This window comes from Streptomyces antnestii (assembly GCF_004005495.1).
Classification (GTDB): domain Bacteria; phylum Actinomycetota; class Actinomycetes; order Streptomycetales; family Streptomycetaceae; genus Streptomyces; species Streptomyces antnestii.
The window spans coordinates 85,786-101,795 of record NZ_RZYA01000015.1 but is presented as its reverse complement, the minus strand read 5'-3'; the positions used below and the strand labels follow the sequence as shown (position 1 = coordinate 101,795).

General features: G+C 72.1%; 13 protein-coding genes. 8 read left to right on the top strand and 5 right to left on the bottom strand.

The window, feature by feature from the left end; genetic code table 11:
• Nucleotides 1–90: 90 nt before the first annotated feature.
• From EOT10_RS27425 to EOT10_RS27415, 3 genes are all read right to left on the bottom strand, one after another.
• Nucleotides 91–1,353 carry an MFS transporter gene (locus EOT10_RS27425; protein ID WP_127831021.1) on the bottom strand — a complete coding sequence of 421 codons (1,263 nt, stop codon included), beginning with the start codon at nucleotides 1,351–1,353 and terminating at the stop codon, nucleotides 91–93.
• A gap of 161 nt (nucleotides 1,354–1,514) precedes the next feature.
• Nucleotides 1,515–2,471 (bottom strand): methylmalonyl Co-A mutase-associated GTPase MeaB, encoded by a 957-nt coding sequence (gene meaB, locus EOT10_RS27420; protein ID WP_127831020.1) that lies wholly within the window; start codon nucleotides 2,469–2,471, stop codon nucleotides 1,515–1,517.
• A gap of 64 nt (nucleotides 2,472–2,535) precedes the next feature.
• Nucleotides 2,536–3,738 (bottom strand): acetyl-CoA C-acetyltransferase, encoded by a 1,203-nt coding sequence (locus tag EOT10_RS27415; RefSeq protein ID WP_127831019.1) that lies wholly within the window; start codon nucleotides 3,736–3,738, stop codon nucleotides 2,536–2,538.
• A 137-nt stretch (nucleotides 3,739–3,875) separates the two neighbouring features.
• On the opposite strand from EOT10_RS27415, the gene mce reads away from it, so the two are divergent.
• The 7 genes from mce (at nucleotide 3,876) to EOT10_RS27380 (ending at nucleotide 13,832) form a co-directional block, all read left to right on the top strand.
• Nucleotides 3,876–4,316, top strand: coding sequence for a methylmalonyl-CoA epimerase (mce, locus tag EOT10_RS27410; RefSeq protein ID WP_100595983.1), 441 nt, complete (start codon nucleotides 3,876–3,878; stop codon nucleotides 4,314–4,316).
• Between the two features lie 208 nt (nucleotides 4,317–4,524).
• Nucleotides 4,525–8,646, top strand: coding sequence for a polarized growth protein Scy (gene scy / locus EOT10_RS27405; protein ID WP_127831018.1), 4,122 nt, complete (start codon nucleotides 4,525–4,527; stop codon nucleotides 8,644–8,646).
• Between the two features lie 183 nt (nucleotides 8,647–8,829).
• Nucleotides 8,830–9,765 (top strand): coiled-coil domain-containing protein, encoded by a 936-nt coding sequence (locus EOT10_RS27400; RefSeq protein ID WP_127831017.1) that lies wholly within the window; start codon nucleotides 8,830–8,832, stop codon nucleotides 9,763–9,765.
• Between the two features lie 135 nt (nucleotides 9,766–9,900).
• Nucleotides 9,901–10,902: an ABC transporter ATP-binding protein gene (locus EOT10_RS27395; protein WP_127831016.1), complete on the top strand. Its 1,002-nt coding sequence runs from the start codon at nucleotides 9,901–9,903 to the stop codon at nucleotides 10,900–10,902.
• Nucleotides 10,903–11,673: an ABC transporter permease gene (locus EOT10_RS27390; protein ID WP_127831015.1), complete on the top strand. Its 771-nt coding sequence runs from the start codon at nucleotides 10,903–10,905 to the stop codon at nucleotides 11,671–11,673.
• A 126-nt stretch (nucleotides 11,674–11,799) separates the two neighbouring features.
• Entirely contained in the window at nucleotides 11,800–12,978 is a 1,179-nt protein-coding gene (locus EOT10_RS27385) for an ATP-binding cassette domain-containing protein (RefSeq protein ID WP_127831014.1), read from the top strand.
• The gene (locus tag EOT10_RS27380) at nucleotides 12,975–13,832 is read left to right on the top strand and encodes an ABC transporter permease (protein ID WP_127831013.1); all 858 of its coding nucleotides are present in this window, start codon (nucleotides 12,975–12,977) and stop codon (nucleotides 13,830–13,832) included. The genes EOT10_RS27385 and EOT10_RS27380 overlap by 4 nt, the downstream gene beginning before the upstream one ends.
• Before the next feature lie 5 nt (nucleotides 13,833–13,837).
• Here the strand turns inward: EOT10_RS27380 and EOT10_RS27375 are convergent, their stop codons facing one another.
• Nucleotides 13,838–14,179: an ATP/GTP-binding protein gene (locus EOT10_RS27375; protein ID WP_127831012.1), complete on the bottom strand. Its 342-nt coding sequence runs from the start codon at nucleotides 14,177–14,179 to the stop codon at nucleotides 13,838–13,840.
• A 212-nt stretch (nucleotides 14,180–14,391) separates the two neighbouring features.
• Here EOT10_RS27375 and EOT10_RS27370 point away from each other — a divergent pair, with 212 nt between their 5' ends.
• Nucleotides 14,392–15,441 carry an LLM class flavin-dependent oxidoreductase gene (locus EOT10_RS27370; RefSeq protein ID WP_127831011.1) on the top strand — a complete coding sequence of 350 codons (1,050 nt, stop codon included), beginning with the start codon at nucleotides 14,392–14,394 and terminating at the stop codon, nucleotides 15,439–15,441.
• Between the two features lie 99 nt (nucleotides 15,442–15,540).
• On the opposite strand, the gene EOT10_RS27365 is transcribed toward EOT10_RS27370, so the two are convergent.
• The gene (locus EOT10_RS27365) at nucleotides 15,541–15,933 is read right to left on the bottom strand and encodes an SCO5389 family protein (RefSeq protein WP_127831010.1); all 393 of its coding nucleotides are present in this window, start codon (nucleotides 15,931–15,933) and stop codon (nucleotides 15,541–15,543) included.
• Nucleotides 15,934–16,010 lie beyond the last annotated feature (77 nt).

Sequence of the window (16,010 nt, the reverse complement as noted above, 5' to 3'; positions counted from 1 at the left end):
AACGGGGGTCCGCCGACTTCCTCCGTTCCCAGCCGGTCACCGTTCCTCAGCCGGTCACCGTTCCTCAGCCGGTCACCCTTCCCTGGCCGGTCACCGGCCGTCTGAGCTCGTAGAGCCCACCGCCGGGTCACTCTCGCGGGCCGCGTCCGGAGCACCGTCTCCGGGCGCGGCCTCCCGCGTGGTCCGCGCGCCCCGTACGCCCCACACGGCCGCCACGACCGGGGGCGCCGCCGCCACGGCGAAGCAGAGCGCGAGGGGGAGGCGGGCCACCAGGAGGCCCGCGCCCGCCGTGCCGGCCGACAGCCCGGCGTTCACGGCGGTGTTGACCCATGCCCCGGCCTGCGTGCGGAACGCGGGCCCGGCCGTCTCGTCCGCGACGAGGTACGCGGTCGTCAGGGCGGGCGCGACGAAGAGCCCCGCGCAGGCCGCCGCCGCTCCGAGCGTCAGCAGGCCGGGCGCGAACGCCGCCGCCCCGAGCGCCGCCGCGAGCCCCGCCGCCAGGAACGGAAGCCGGGCGCGGGCGGGCGCCGACCAGGTGACGGCGCCGTTCACCAGGCCGCCGACCGCGCTGCCCGCCGAGAGCGCGGCCAGCACCCAGGCCACGGCGTCGGCGTGCTGCCGGGCGTCGGCGAAGGCGAGGACGAGCAGGTCGAGGGCGCCGAGGGCGAGCCCGACCCCCACCGCGGCCACCACGGGCTGCGCGAGCCCCCGCACCGGCGAGGCACCTCCCGTACGACGGCGGTCGCCCGGCGCCCGACCTGTGAGGCCGCGGACGGCGGGCGACGCCACGAACGCGGCGGTCCCGACGGCCACCAGGACCGCGCTCAGGGCGACTCCGAACGCCGCGGGGGCGAACTGCACGACCACGCCCACCAGAAGCGGCCCGGACACGAACAGCAGCTCCTCGGCCACGCCGTCGAGGCTGTACGCGCGCTGGACCAACCCCTCACGCGTGCCGACGAGTTCGCTCCACACGGTCCGCATGGTCGGGCCGAGCGGCGGCGTGCAGGCCCCGGCGGCGACGGCCAGCGCACCGAGAAGCGCGCCGGACGCTCCCGGCCGCCAGGTCACGGCGGCCAGCACGCCGAGCAGCACGGCGTACGCCCCCGTCATCGGCAGGAGCGCGCGGCGCGGCCCGTACCGGTCGACGTAGAGGGCGCGCAGGGGCGAGAGGAAGACGCTCGCGGCGCCGAAGAGCGCCATGACGGTGCCGGCGACGGCGTACGAGCCGGTGGCGGAGGTCACCGCGAGCATCAGGGACAGGGACACGGTCCCGTAGGAGAGCCGCGCGAGCAGGGCGGCCCCGAAGGTGCGACGGGCATGCGGAACACGCAGAACTGCTGCGTACGACATGGGAGTTCCTCAGAGAGCGAAGGGCACGCGGACACCGAGGACCGCGGCAGCACCGTTCGAAACGGTGGCCGCGGTCGGGGTGCGCCCTAAGCACAGAGGTGGAACATGCCGTCAACGTAGCAGCGGGGGGCGGGAGTCGGCCACGAGCACCTCCCGCCCGGTCACGACTGCTTCAGGCCCTCCACCAGAGAGTCCGCCGCCCGGTACGGGTCCAGGTCGCCCGCCACGATGCGCTCCGCGAGGGTGCTGAGGCGGCGGTCGCCGTGCAGGTCCGCGATGCGCTCGCGCAGGGCCGTGACGGCGATCGTCTCGACCTCGGTGGAGGCGCGGGCCAGGCGGCGCTCCTGGAGGACGCCGTGCTCCTCCATCCAGGCCCGGTGCTTCTCCAGGGCCTCGACGACCTCGTCGATGCCCTCGCCGCGCGCGGCGACGGTCTTCACGATGGGCGGGCGCCAGTCGCCGGCGCCCCGGGACTCGCCGAGCCCCAGCATGTGGTTGAGCTCACGCGCGGTCGCGTCGGCGCCGTCGCGGTCGGCCTTGTTGACGACGTAGACGTCGCCGATCTCCAGGATTCCGGCCTTGGCCGCCTGGATCCCGTCGCCCATGCCGGGGGCGAGGAGGACGACGGACGTGTCGGCCTGCGAGGCGATCTCGACCTCGGACTGGCCGACGCCGACGGTCTCGACGAGGACGACGTCGCAGCCGGCCGCGTCGAGCACCCGGATCGCCTGGGGCGCGGCCCACGAGAGTCCGCCCAGGTGCCCGCGCGTGGCCATGGAACGGATGTAGACGCCCGGGTCGGAGGCGTGCTCCGACATGCGGACACGGTCGCCGAGGAGGGCTCCGCCGCTGAACGGCGACGACGGGTCCACGGCGAGCACGCCGACCCGCTTCCCGGCCCGCCGGTACGCGCTGACCAGCGCGGACGTGGACGTGGACTTGCCGACGCCCGGCGACCCGGTGAGCCCGACGACGTACGCGTGCCCCGCGAGCGGGGCCAGCGCCGCCATCACCTCACGCAGCTGCGGGGACGCCCCCTCCACCAGGGAGATCAGCCGGGCGACGGCCCTGGGCCGGCCTTCCCTGGCCTGGGCCACCAGGGTGGAGACGTCCTGCATCACAGCTCCGTTCAGTTCCGTTCAGTTCCGTTGCGTCGGACTCGTACGAGAAACGAGAAAGGCGTCAGGCCTTGGGTACCCGCACGATGAGCGCGTCACCCTGACCGCCGCCACCGCACAGCGCGGCCGCGCCGACACCGCCGCCGCGGCGCTTCAGCTCGAGGGCGAGGTGCAGGACCACGCGGGCGCCGGACATCCCGATCGGGTGACCCAGGGCAATCGCGCCACCGTTGACGTTCACCCTTTCCGAGGACACGCCGAGGTCCTTCATTGACTGGACGGCGACGGCCGCGAAGGCCTCGTTGATCTCGATCAGGTCGAGGTCCTCGACGCCGATGCCCTCCTTCTTGAGGGCGTGCTGGATGGCGTTCGACGGCTGCGACTGGAGGGAGTTGTCGGGGCCCGCCACGTTCCCGTGGGCGCCGATCTCGGCGATCCACTCCAGGCCGAGCTCCTGCGCCTTCGCCTTGCTCATGACGACGACCGCCGCGGCGCCGTCGGAGATCTGCGAGGACGTGCCGGCCGTGATCGTGCCGTCCTTCGTGAAGGCCGGGCGCAGCTTGCCGAGGGACTCGGCGGTGGTCTCGCCGCGGATGCCCTCGTCCTTGCTGAACACGACCGGCTCGCCCTTGCGCTGCGGGATCTCGACCGGGGTGATCTCGGCCTCGAACAGCCCGTTCTTCTGGGCGGCGGCGGCGCGCTGGTGCGACTGCGCGGCGATCTCGTCCTGCTCGGGGCGCTTGATGCCGAGGCGGGTGTTGTGCTTCTCCGTCGACTCACCCATGGGGATGTTCTCGAAGGAGTCGGTCAGGCCGTCGTACGCCATCGCGTCGAGCATCTCGACCGCGCCGTACTTGTAGCCCTCGCGGGACTTGGGGAGCAGGTGCGGAGCGTTGGTCATGGACTCCTGGCCGCCCGCCACGACGACGTCGAACTCGCCGGCGCGGATCAGCTGGTCGGCGAGCGCGATGGCGTCGAGACCGGAGAGGCACACCTTGTTGATGGTGAGCGCCGGCACGTTCATCGGGATGCCGGCCTTGACGGCGGCCTGGCGCGCGGGGATCTGCCCTGCCCCCGCCTGGAGCACCTGGCCCATGATCACGTACTGCACCTGGTCTCCGCCGATCCCGGCCCGGTCGAGCGCCGCCTTGATGGCGAACCCTCCGAGGTCGGCTCCGGAGAAGGACTTCAGCGAGCCGAGCAGTCGGCCCATGGGCGTACGGGCGCCCGCGACGATCACTGAGGTGGTACCGGTCGTTCCAGACATGAGGCACGGCCCCTTGGAGATGAGGAGTGAACGAGGGTTTACTCGAATGTACTGAGCAGTACCTCCCACGTCACCGGCCGAACGGTGTGATCGCGCGCACGTTGCGTAACCACGTCCGACCGCGCTGCACTTACAGCATGCTGACGCGAATCGACCACATCGGAATCGCCTGTTTCGACCTCGACAAGACCGTCGAGTTCTACCGTGCCACTTATGGCTTCGAAGTGTTCCACTCCGAGGTGAACGAGGAGCAGGGCGTGCGGGAGGCCATGCTCAAGATCAACGAGACGAGCGACGGCGGGGCCTCGTACCTCCAGCTCCTCGAACCCACCCGCGAGGACTCCGCGGTCGGGAAGTGGCTGGCCAAGAACGGCGAGGGCGTCCATCACATCGCCTTCGGCACGGCGGACGTCGACGCCGACTCCGCGGACATCCGGGGCAAGGGCGTACGCGTGCTGTACGACGAGCCGCGCATCGGGTCGATGGGGTCGCGCATCACCTTCCTGCACCCCAAGGACTGCCACGGTGTCCTGACGGAACTGGTCACTTCGGCACCCGTCGAGTCACCTGAGCACTGACCTCCGTATATCCGGGCCGGTAGGGTTGGGGGCGGCCGTCCGTCACACGGACGGCCGCGGGCCGGGGTCCGGGTTTCGGGGGGCGGGCGACGGGGCAGCAGCCCATGCTCCGCCGTTGATCTGACACCATTCCCCGGGGGCCCCGTTCGGCGGATGGACGGTGCTCGTTTGGAGAGACTTGCGACCAGGGGACGGATGGGACCGCGCAGTGCGGGGCTACGAGAGCCAGGACAGCCGGCGGCCGGCTGAGACCGACCATCTCTCGCGGTTCGAGGCCGAGATGGACCGGCTGAAGACCGAGCGGGAGAAGGCGGTCCAGCACGCCGAGGACCTCGGCTACCAGGTCGAGGTGTTGCGCGCCAAGCTGCACGAGGCGCGCCGCAACCTCGCGTCCCGTCCTGCCTACGACGGCGGGGACATCGGGTACCAGGCCGAGCAGATGCTGCGGAACGCGCAGACCCAGGCCGACCAGTTGCGCGCCGACGCCGAGCGCGAACTGCGCGACGCCCGCGCCCAGACGCAGCGCATCCTCCAGGAGCACGCCGAGCAGCAGTCCCGGCTCCAGTCCGAGCTGCACGCCGAGGCCGTCTCGCGCCGCCAGCAGCTCGACCAGGAGCTGGCCGAGCGCCGCCAGACCGTCGAGGCGCACGTCAACGAGAACGTGGCGTGGGCCGAGCAGCTGCGCGCCCGCAGTGAGCAGCAGGCCCGCCGGCTCGTCGACGAGTCCCGCGCCGAGGCCGACCAGGCGCTCGCCGCCGCCCGCGCCGAGGCCGAGCGGATCGCCACCGAGGCCCGCCAGCGCCTGACGTCGGAGGCCGAGACGGCCCGCGCCGAGGCCGAGGCCCTGCTGCGCCGCGCCCGCGCCGACGCCGAGCGCCTCCTGAACGCCGCGTCCACGCAGGCGCAGGAAGCCACCGAGCACGCCGAGCAGCTGCGCTCGTCCACGGCCACCGAGTCGGACGCGGCCCGCCGCCAGTCCGCCGAGCTGAGCCGCGCCGCCGAGCAGCGCATGGCCGAGGCCGACACGGCGCTGCGCGAGGCCCGTACGACGGCGGAGAAGGTCGTCACCGAGGCGAAGGAAGCCGCGGCCAAGCAGCTCGCGAGCGCCGAGTCGGCGAACGAGCAGCGCACGCGCACCGCCAAGGAGCAGGTCGCCCGGCTGGTCTCGGAGGCCACCAAGGAGGCCGAGTCCACCAAGTCGGAGGCCGAGCAGCTCGTCGCGGACGCCAAGGCGCAGGCGGAGAAGATCGTCGCCGAGGCCGGCGAGAAGGCGCGCAACGTCACGGCCGAGGAGACCGCCTCCCAGCTCGCCAAGGCCGCCCGCACGGCCGAGGAAGTGCTCAACAAGGCGTCCGAGGACGCCAAGGCCACCACGAAGGCCGCCGCCGAGGAGGCCGAGCGGCTGCGCACCGAGGCCGAGGCCGAGGCGGACCGGCTGCGCGGCGAGGCGCACGACATCGCCCAGCAGCTCAAGGGCGCCGCGAAGGACGACACCAAGGACTACCGCGCCAAGACCGTCGAGCTCCAGGAGGAGGCGCGACGCCTTCGCGGCGAGGCCGAGCAGCTGCGGTCCGAGGCGGTCGACGAGGGCGAGCGGATCCGCAGCGAGGCGCGCCGCGAGGCCGTCCAGCAGATCGAGGAGGCGGCCAGGACCGCCGAGGAGCTGCTCGCCAAGGCGAAGGCCGACGCGGACGAGCTGCGCGCCGGCGCGCAGACCGAGAGCGAGCGGGTCCGTACCGAGGCCATCGAGCGCGCCACGAACCTGCGCAAGCAGGCCGAGGAGACCCTGGAGCGCACCCGCGCCGAGGCCGAGCTGCACCGCGAGGAGGCCGCCGAGCAGGCCGAGGCCACCCGGGCGGAGGCCGAGCGGGCCGCGCAGGAGCTGCGCGAGGACGCCGAGCGGGCCGTGGCGGCCCGGCAGGCGGAGGCCGCCGAGGAGCTGACGCGGCTGCACACCGAGGCCGAGCAGCGCCTCACCGCCTCCGAGACCGCGCTCACGGACGCGCGCGCCGAGTCGGAGCGCATCCGCCGCGAGACGTCGGACGAGACGGACCGGCTGCGCGCGGAGGCCGCCGAGCGGATCCGCACCCTTCAGGCGCAGGCCGAGACGGAGGCCGACCGGCTGCGCACCGAGGCCGCGTCGGACGCGTCGCAGACCCGCGCCGAGGCGGAGAACGTCGCCGTACGGCTGCGGTCCGAGGCCGCGACCGAGGCGGAGCGGCTCAAGTCGGAGGCGCAGGAGACCGCGGACCGGGTCCGCGCGGAGGCCGCCGCCGCGGCCGAGCGGGTCGCGGCCGAGGCCGCCGAGGCGCTGTCCGCCGCCCAGGAGGAGGCCGCCCGGCGCCGCCGCGAGGCCGAGGAGACCCTCGGTTCCGCGCGCCAGGAGGCCGACCAGGAGCGCGAGCGGGCCCGCGAGCAGAGCGAGGAGCTCCTCGCGGTGGCGCGTGCCCGTGTCGAGGAGGCGCAGGCCGAGGCCGTACGGCTCGTCGAGGAGGCCGACCGGCGCTCCACCGAGATGGTCGGCGCCGCCGAGCAGACCGCGCAGCAGGTGCGCGACTCCGTGGCCGGGCTCCAGGAGCAGGCGCAGGAAGAGATCACGGGGCTGCGCAGCGCGGCGGAGCACGCCGCCGAGCGCACCAGGACCGAGGCGCAGGAGGAGGCCGACCGGGTCCGCGCCGACGCGTACGCGGAGCGCGAGCGCGCCGCCGAGGACGCGGGCCGGCTCCGTGCCGAGGCCGCCGCCGAGGCGGAGGCCGCCAAGTCCCTTGCGGAGCGCACGGTTTCGGACGCGATCGCCGAGTCGGAGCGGATGCGCTCGGACGCCTCGGAGCACGCGCAGGCCGTCCGTACGGAGGTCTCCGAGCGGCTCGCGTCGGCGGAGCAGGACGCGTCCCGCAGCCGGGCCGAGGCCCGCGAGGACGCCAACCGCATCCGTTCGGACGCCGCCACGCAGGCGGACACCCTCATCACGGAGGCCACGAGCGAGGCGGAGCGTCTCACCAACGAGACGAACGCCGAGGCGGAGCGGGTACGTACCGAGTCCACGGCAGCCGCGGAAAAACTCGTCGCCGACGCCACCGAGGCGGCACGCCGGCTCACCGACGAGACCAACGCCGAAGCGGAACGGGTCCGCACCGAGTCGACCGCCCGTGCCGAGCAGCTCGTCGGTGACGCCACCACCGAGGCCGCTCGGCTGCACGCCGAGTCCACGGCAGCCGCGGAGAAGCTCGTCGCCGACGCCACCGAGGCGGCACGCCGGCTCACCGACGAGACGAACACCGAAGCGGAGCGGGTACGCACCGAGTCCGTCGCCAAGGCCGAGAAGCTCATCGCGGACGCCACCGGTGACGCCGAGCGGCTGCGCGCCGAGGCCGCCGAGACCGTCGGCTCCGCGCAGCAGCACGCCGAGCGGATCCGCAGCGAAGCGGAGCGCGTCAAGGGGGAGGCCGCGGCCGAGGCCGAGCGGCTCACGTCCGCGGCCCGCGCCGAGGCGGAGCGGACGCTCGACGAGACCCGCAAGGACGCCAACAAGCGGCGCTCCGAGGCCGCCTCGCAGGCCGACAAGCTCATCACGGAGGCGAGCGCGGAGGCCGAGAAGCTGACCGCCGAGGCCGGGCAGGCGGCGCTCAAGGCGACCGCGGACGCCGAGTCGCAGGCCGACGTCATGGTCGGCGCGGCCCGCAAGGAGGCGGACCGGCTGGTCTCCGAGGCGACCATCGAGGGCAACACGCTGGTCGAGAAGGCTCGCACGGACGCCGACGAGCTGCTGGTCGGCGCGCGCCGCGACGCGACGGCGATCAGGGAGCGCGCCGAGGAGCTGCGCGACCGCGTCACCGGTGAGGTCGACGACCTGCACGAGCGGGCGCGGCGCGAGTCCGCCGAAGCCATGAAGACGGCGGGCGAGCGGTGCGACGCGCTCATCAAGGCCGCCGAGGAGCAGCTCGCCGAGGCGCAGGCGAAGGCCAAGGAACTGGTCTCGGAGGCGAACTCGGAGGCGAGCAAGGTCCGGATCTCCGCCGTGAAGAAGGCCGAGGGCCTGCTCAAGGAGGCCGGGGCGAAGAAGACCGAGGTGTCCCGCGAGGCCGAACGCGTCCTGGCCGAGGCGAAGGCGGAGGCGGAGCGCATGGTCGCCGAGGGCAAGCGCGAACTGGAGGTCCTTGTCAGGCGGCGCGAGGACATCAACGCCGAGATCTCCCGTGTCCAGGACGTACTGGAGGCGTTGGAGTCCTTCGAGGCCCCGTCCGGTGGCGGTGGCGCCAAGGACGGCGCCGTCAAGGCCGGGGCCACCGTGGGAGCTCCCCGATCGGGTGGCAAGGGGTCGGAAGGGTAGCCAGGACGGCAACGCACGTGCTTGGTAAGGACCTTCGGCCCTGTCGCTGGCAAGCCAACCTGAGGTTAGCCACTCAAAAGGGGTGTCATTCTCCAGATCAAACGGGCATCTGCTCGATGACACGCCGCTTTGGCCCCTAGGATTCCCCCTATCACCTCACCGGTCTCATTTGACAGGAACCCCATGAGCGACACTTCCCCCTACGGCTTCGAGCTTGTGCGGCGTGGGTACGACCGCGCGCAGGTGGACGAACGCATCTCCAAACTCGTCTCCGACCGTGACAGCGCTCTCGCTCGTATCACTGCTCTGGAAAAGCGCATCGAGGAACTCCACCTCGAGACGCAGAACGCCCAGGCCCAGGTGAACGACGCGGAGCCGTCGTACGCCGGCCTCGGCGCTCGCGTCGAGAAGATCCTCCGACTCGCCGAGGAGGAGGCGAAGGACCTGCGCGAGGAGGCCCGTCGCGCCGCCGAGCAGCACCGCGAGCTCGCCGAGTCGGCCGCCCAGCAGGTGCGCAACGACGCAGAATCGTTCGCTGCGGAGCGCAAGGCGAAGGCCGAGGACGAGGGCGTCCGGATCGTCGAGAAGGCCAAGAGCGAGGCGGGCACGCTGCGCGCCGAGGCCCAGAAGGACGCTCAGTCGAAGCGTGAGGAGGCGGACGCCCTCTTCGAGGAGACCCGCGCCAAGGCCGCCCAGGCCGCCGCGGACTTCGAGACGAACCTGGCGAAGCGCCGCGAGCAGTCCGAGCGCGACCTGGCCTCGCGTCAGGCCAAGGCAGAGAAGCGTCTCGCGGAGATCGAGCACCGCGCGGAGCAGCTCCGCCTGGAGGCCGAGAAGCTGCGCACCGACGCCGAGCGCCGCGCCCGCCAGACGGTGGAGACGGCTCAGCGCCAGGCCGAGGACATCGTGGCCGACGCCAACGCCAAGGCGGACCGGATCCGTTCGGAATCGGAGCGCGAGCTTGCTGCGCTGACGAACCGGCGTGACTCGATCAACGCTCAGCTCACCAATGTGCGGGAGATGCTGGCGACCCTTACGGGTGCGGCGGTCGCTGCCGCGGGTGCGCCGGCCGAGGACGAGCCGATCTCTCGTGGGGTTCCGGCTCAGCAGAGCCGGTAGGTAGCGCTTGTGGGGTAGCTGCGGGTCCGTTGTGGCGGATCGCGCAGTTCCCCGCGCCCCTTACGGGGCGCAGACATAGTCAGGGCCCCTGCCATTCCGGTGGCAGGGGCCCTCGTGCCGTTCTAGCGTGGCCGCATGATCGAGCTTGAGGGGCTGACCAAGCGATACGGCGAGAAGCTGGCTGTCAACAACCTCACCTTCGCCGTCAGACCGGGCATCGTCACGGGTTTCCTCGGCCCCAACGGCGCCGGCAAGTCGACCACGATGCGGATGATGCTCGGGCTCGACAACCCGACCGCCGGCGACGTGCGGATCGACGGGAAGCACTACGCGCAGCTCAAGGACCCGCTGACGTACATCGGCGCGCTCCTCGACGCCAAGGCCATGCACGGCGGGCGCAGCGCCTTCAACCACCTGCTGTGCCTCGCGCAGAGCAACGGCATCCCGCGCGCCCGCGTCGCCGAAGTGCTCGACACGGTGGGCCTGACCCCGGTGGCCCGGAAGAAGGCGAAGGGCTTCTCGCTCGGCATGGGCCAGCGGCTCGGCATCGCGGGCGCGCTCCTCGGCGACCCGCGGATCCTGATGTTCGACGAGCCGGTCAACGGGCTCGACCCCGAGGGCATCCACTGGATCCGCAACCTGATGAAGTCCCTCGCCGGGCAGGGCCGCACCGTCTTCGTCTCCTCGCACCTGATGAGCGAGATGGCGCTGACCGCCGACCATCTCGTCGTCATCGGCCAGGGACACCTCCTCGCCGACACCTCGATGTCCGACTTCATCGAGCAGAACTCCCGCTCGTACGTCCGGCTGCGCTCGCCGCAGCAGGAGCGGCTGCTCGACGTGCTGCACGAGGCCGGGATCACTGTCGTCGAGGCGGGCAACGGGACGCTGGAGGTGGACGGCGGGAGCCCGGAGAAGCTCGGTGAGCTCGCGGCCACCCATCAGCTCGTGCTGCATGAGCTGAGCCCCCAGCAGGCCTCGCTCGAAGAGGCGTTCATGCGGCTCACCGCCGAGACGGTGGAGTACCACGCGCACACCGACGAGCCCGGAATGACGCCGCCCGTCCAGGAGCCGCCCCTGGCGCGGCCGGGCTGGGGCGAGAGCTGGGACCGCGCAAAGGACGAGGGAGCCCGATAGATGGCCGCGACCCAGGTTCTCCGGTCCGAGTGGACGAAGATCAGGTCCGTCGCGTCGACGGTGTGGACGCTCAGTCTGGCGGCCGTCCTGACGATCGCGCTCGGCGTCCTGATCTCGATCCTGTCCCGGAACGAGTTCAAGAACATGAGCGTGAAGGAGCAGATGGGCTTCGACCCCACGTTCATCAGCTTCGCCGGGATGAGTCTCGGGCAGCTCGCGATGATCGTCTTCGGCGTCCTCGTCGTGTCGAACGAGTACAGCACCGGGATGATCCGCACCTCGCTCGCCGCGGTGCCCCAGCGCGGCACGTTCCTGTTCAGCAAGATCGCCGTCGCCACGCTGCTGGCGTTCGTCGTGGGGCTCGCCACCAGCTTCATCGCGTTCTTCCTCGGACAGGCGATGCTGGGCTCGTACAAGGCGCAGATCGGTGACCCGGGCGTCCTGCGCGCGGTCATCGGCGGCGGGCTCTACATGACGCTCATCGCCGTGTTCTCGATGGGCGTCGCGTCGATGCTGCGCAGCCCGATGCTGTCGCTCGGCATCCTGATGCCGTTCTTCTTCCTGATCTCGAACATCCTGGGCGCCGTCTCGGCGACGAAGAAGATCGGCCGGTTCCTGCCCGACCAGGCCGGCAGCAAGATCATGCAGGTGGTGCCGCCGGTCGGCGACGACACACCGTACGGGCCCTGGGGCGGCCTGTTGATCATGGTGATCTGGGTGGTCGTGGCCCTGTTCTTCGGCTATCTGCTCCTCAAGAAAAGGGACGCGTAGGGCCGCCTGACGGGCGTCCCGAGAGCTTTGCCTCGTCTTGGCCGGAACCGTCAGCGCCCCGATAGGCTCCTAACCCTTACGGGGGCGTGTGCCCCGATGTCCTGAACCTTTCGATGGGTGCGGAGAATGATCGAGGCAGTCGGCCTGACGAAGCGCTACGGCGCCAAGACAGCCGTGTACAACCTTTCCTTCCAGGTCCGACCGGGTACCGTCACCGGCTTCCTGGGTCCGAACGGGTCCGGCAAGTCGACGACCATGCGCATGATCCTGGGGCTCGACCAGCCGACCACGGGTCAGGTGACGATCGGCGGCTACCCGTACCGCAAGCTCTCCAACGCCCCCCGCCAGGTCGGCGCGCTCCTGGACGCCAAGGCGGTGCACGGCGGCCGGCACGCCCGTAACCACCTCCTCTGCCTCGCGCAGCTGTCCGGCATCCCGGCCCGCCGCGTCGACGAGGTGCTCGGCGTCGTCGGTCTCCAGGACGTGGCGAAGAAGCGCTCCAAGGGCTTCTCGCTCGGCATGGGGCAGCGCCTGGGCATCGCGGCCGCGCTGCTCGGCGACCCGCAGGTGCTGCTCTTCGACGAGCCGGTCAACGGCCTCGACCCCGAGGGCATCCTCTGGGTCCGCAACCTCATGAAGCAGCTGGCGTCCGAGGGCCGTACGGTCTTTGTCTCCTCGCACCTGATGAGCGAGATGGCGCTGACCGCCGAGCACCTGATCGTCATCGGCCGCGGGCAGCTCCTCGCCGACATGAGCGTGCGGGACTTCATCTCGCACAACTCCGCCGACTTCGCCCGCGTGCGCACCCCCGCGACGGAGCCCCAGCAGCGCGAGAAGCTGACGGCCGCCCTGACCGAGGCCGGCGGCCAGGTCCTGCCCGAGCAGGACGGCGCGCTGCGCGTCATGGGCCTGCCGCTCCCCCGCATCAGCGACCTGGCGCACGGCGCCGACGTACGCCTGTGGGAGCTGTCGCCGCACCAGGCCTCCCTGGAGGAGGCGTACATGCGGATGACGCAGGGCGCCGTCGACTACCGCTCGACCGCCGACCAGCGGGCCGGGCTCCAGCAGCAGCTCCCGCCGGGCGTGATGCCGCAGCAGCAGTTCCCCGCGCCCGGCCAGGGCCAGCCGGACTGGTACGCCCCGCCGCCGCCCCAGCCTCAGGGCGCTCAGCCGTACGCCCCGCCGCAGCCGGCTCCGGGCGGCCCGAACCCGTACGCCGCGCCGCCGCAGCAGCCGCCCACCGCGCCCGCAGCACCTGCTGCGCCCGCCCCCGCCGACCTGAACAAGCCCGAGGACCCCCGATGACGACGCCGCCCCCGCAGCCGGCTCCGCAGGCCTACGCCCCGCAGAGTGCGCCCAACTGGCAGGGCGCGCCCGGCACTTCGTACACCTCGCCCATCCCGGTCACGCGCACGCACCTGGGGCACGCGCTCGCCTCGGAGTGGACGAAGATCAAGTCCGTGCGGTCCACGGTCTGGACGCTCGGCATCTTCCTGTTCCTGGTCCTCGGCGGCGGCCTGCTCGTCTCCGCCCAGACGGAGGACCTCAACTACCGCGATCTGCCGTTCACGTTCCCGGCCTTCATCGGCCTGCTCCTCGGCCAGATCTGCCTGATCACGCTGGGCGTCCTGGTGACGTCGTCGGAGTACGGCACCGGCATGATCCGCACGACGTTCACCGCGTCGCCGCAGCGCTACCGGGTGTTCGCCGCCAAGATCCTGGTGTTCTTCACGGTCTCGTTCATCGTCTCGGCGGGCTCCATCCTCCTGGTGGGTCTGCTCACCGCGTCGATGCACAGCGGCCCCGGCGTCGGCGACCTGAGCTGGGGCGGCACGGTCTTCAAGGGCGCGCTCTACGTGTCCCTGCTCGGCGTCCTCGGCCTCGCCGTGGGCTCGATGCTGCGGCACTCCGCGGGCGCGATCACCGCGATGCTCGGCCTCGTGCTGCTGCCGTCGATCCTGCCGGTCTTCCTGGTGATCTCGCGCAGCACGCAGAAGCTCGGCGAGAAGATGCAGGAGTACAACGCCATCAACTCCCTCGCCAAGATCTTCGGCGCGGACGGCGGCAGCTCGGGCGGGTCCCAGGTGTGGCTGCTGGTCGGCGTCACGGCCGCAGCCGTGGCCGGCGCGTTCGTGCTGCTGGAGCGGCGCGACGTGTAAGACCCTCAGTAGCGAGGCGCGTTCCGGGACCGCTGCACCCGTGTGGTGCGGCGGTCCTTCGCGTTCCAGCACGCCTTGTGCCAGTGCCGGCGCTCGTCCACGCCGGAGTGCTCGGGCCAGGCCACCACGTGCGCGACCCCGGAGGGGATCTCCTGGTCGCAGCCGGGGCACCGGTACGTCTTGCCGGCGGCGCTCGCGCCCGCGACGTGACGCACGCTCCACTCCTCGCCCTGCCAGCTCTCCGTGCGCTGGAAACCGCCGTAGCGGTCCCCCTGCTCCTCGTCCCGTGCGCTGCTGGACGGGCGGCCGCCGCGACGGGACGACGAGTGATTCTTGCGCGGGGACACCGGCTCTCCTCTGGGACTGGTACAGGGCCTGCACGGCGGCTTGGGGCTCATCCAGCGTACGCGGACGTCACTCGGGTACCCGCACTCCGTCACCCTCATGAGTTCACCGGAAAATCTGCCAATCCCCATGGGAAGCCGTGCCCTTGGCACTTGTCAGCCGTTATTGCCGGTGGGGGGAGTGCCGCGTCGGCGCCAAGGAAGGCAGGAGTGCGATGCGTGTAGGAACTTTTGTACTGGCCGCCCAGTTCCCCGGCCAGGGCCAGGGGGAGGCGCTGCACCGGGCGGTGCGGTCGGCCGAGGTGGCCGAGGAGGCCGGCCTGGACGCGGTCTGGCTCGCGGAACACCACTTCGTGCCGTACGGCACCTGCCCGTCTGCCGTGACACTCGCCGCGTTGCTGCTCGGCCGCACCCGGCGCATCCGCGTCGGCACGGCGGTCAGCGTGCTGCCGACCGCCCACCCGGTCGCCCTCGGCGAGCAGGCGGCGCTGCTGCACCTGACGTCCGGCGGCCGCTTCTCCCTCGGCGTCGGACGCGGCGGCCCCTGGGTCGACCTGGAGGTCTTCGGCTCAGGTCTCGACGCGTACGAGAACGGGTTCCCCGAGTCGCTCGACCTGCTGCTGCGCTGGCTGCGCGAGCCCAGCGTCGCCGCCACGGGGGAACGGTTCAGCTTCCGCGAGGTCCCCGTGGTCCCGCGCCCCGACGAGGCGCTCGACTCCCCCGACGAGGCGCTCGACTCCCCCGACGGGCCCGAGGTCGTCGTCGCCTGCACCTCGCCGGCCAGCGTGCGCCTCGCTGCGGAGCGCGGCCTGCCGATGCTGCTCGGCATGCACGCCGACGACGAGGAGAAGGCCGCGATGGTCGCGCTGTGGCGCTCGCACGCCCGCGCCTCGGGCCGCACCCCGGAGGAGATCGACGCCGCACCGCACGTCTCGGCCGGGGTGGCGCAGATCGGCGATCGGGGCACGGAGGCACGGGAGGCCCTCGTCAAGGCGATGCCCGGCTGGCTGAAACAGGGCCTCGACGCGCATGTGACGGTGGACGGCCGTATCCGGTCCATGCGGGACCCCATCGCGTACACGGAGCTGCTCTGCGGGCTGCACCCGGTGGGGACCCCGGGGCAGTGCGCCGACCGGCTCGCGGCGACCTCGGAGCGCACGGGCATCACGCGGTTCGCGCTGCTCGTCGAGGGTTCCGGCGATCTCGCGGCCACCGAGGAGAACGTGCGCAGGCTGGGCGCCGACGTACTCCCCCGGCTCCGCTGAGACCCGTACCGGCCGCGCGGCGCGCGGTCCGCCGCCCCGTACCTGAGCACCTCCCGCGTACGGAGCGGCGGACCATCCGATTCCCTCTTCAACCGGCCGTCAGCAGTCCCTGAGCTCAGGTGACTGGTTCAACAGCTGGTTGCGGGGCGAGGTGAAGCGAGCCAGCGTGCCGTCCACCGACGGGTCCTGTGGGAACACCGCAAGACGGTGGCAGTTCTGGAAGGCCAGCCGTACGCCGAAGTGCCGCTGCAGCGCGCCACGAATCGCGTCACTCGCCAGCGCACGCAGCAGCTGCCCACGTGCCTGCTCGTCCGGCGGAGGCGTCTGGTTGTCGGCGAAGTCTCCGCCGTCGACCTTCAGCTGGGCCACCAGGGAGCTGATCATCTCCCATGCGTAAGGCAGGGAGGTCCGGACGCAGTCGACGAAGTCAGCTTCGTCGACCTCGCCTCGCTCGGCCTGTTCCAACAGTGCCGGTGAGACGTCGAGCGACATGGGTTCTCCTCTCGCACCCCCACGGGGAGCGGGGGCTGACGGGCAGGTAAGGAGCGCGCGACGACGTACGACCACGA

Coding starts and splice junctions, on each gene's coding strand:
- EOT10_RS27390 (WP_127831015.1), top strand. CDS start 10,903: ATGGCCGCGACCCAGGTTCTCCGGTCCGAGTGGACGAAGATCAGGTCC.
- EOT10_RS27365 (WP_127831010.1), bottom strand. CDS start 15,933: ATGTCGCTCGACGTCTCACCGGCACTGTTGGAACAGGCCGAGCGAGGC.
- EOT10_RS27380 (WP_127831013.1), top strand. CDS start 12,975: ATGACGACGCCGCCCCCGCAGCCGGCTCCGCAGGCCTACGCCCCGCAG.
- EOT10_RS27370 (WP_127831011.1), top strand. CDS start 14,392: ATGCGTGTAGGAACTTTTGTACTGGCCGCCCAGTTCCCCGGCCAGGGC.
- mce (WP_100595983.1), top strand. CDS start 3,876: ATGCTGACGCGAATCGACCACATCGGAATCGCCTGTTTCGACCTCGAC.
- EOT10_RS27425 (WP_127831021.1), bottom strand. CDS start 1,353: ATGTCGTACGCAGCAGTTCTGCGTGTTCCGCATGCCCGTCGCACCTTC.
- EOT10_RS27385 (WP_127831014.1), top strand. CDS start 11,800: ATGATCGAGGCAGTCGGCCTGACGAAGCGCTACGGCGCCAAGACAGCC.
- EOT10_RS27415 (WP_127831019.1), bottom strand. CDS start 3,738: ATGTCTGGAACGACCGGTACCACCTCAGTGATCGTCGCGGGCGCCCGT.
- EOT10_RS27395 (WP_127831016.1), top strand. CDS start 9,901: ATGATCGAGCTTGAGGGGCTGACCAAGCGATACGGCGAGAAGCTGGCT.
- meaB (WP_127831020.1), bottom strand. CDS start 2,471: ATGCAGGACGTCTCCACCCTGGTGGCCCAGGCCAGGGAAGGCCGGCCC.
- EOT10_RS27400 (WP_127831017.1), top strand. CDS start 8,830: ATGAGCGACACTTCCCCCTACGGCTTCGAGCTTGTGCGGCGTGGGTAC.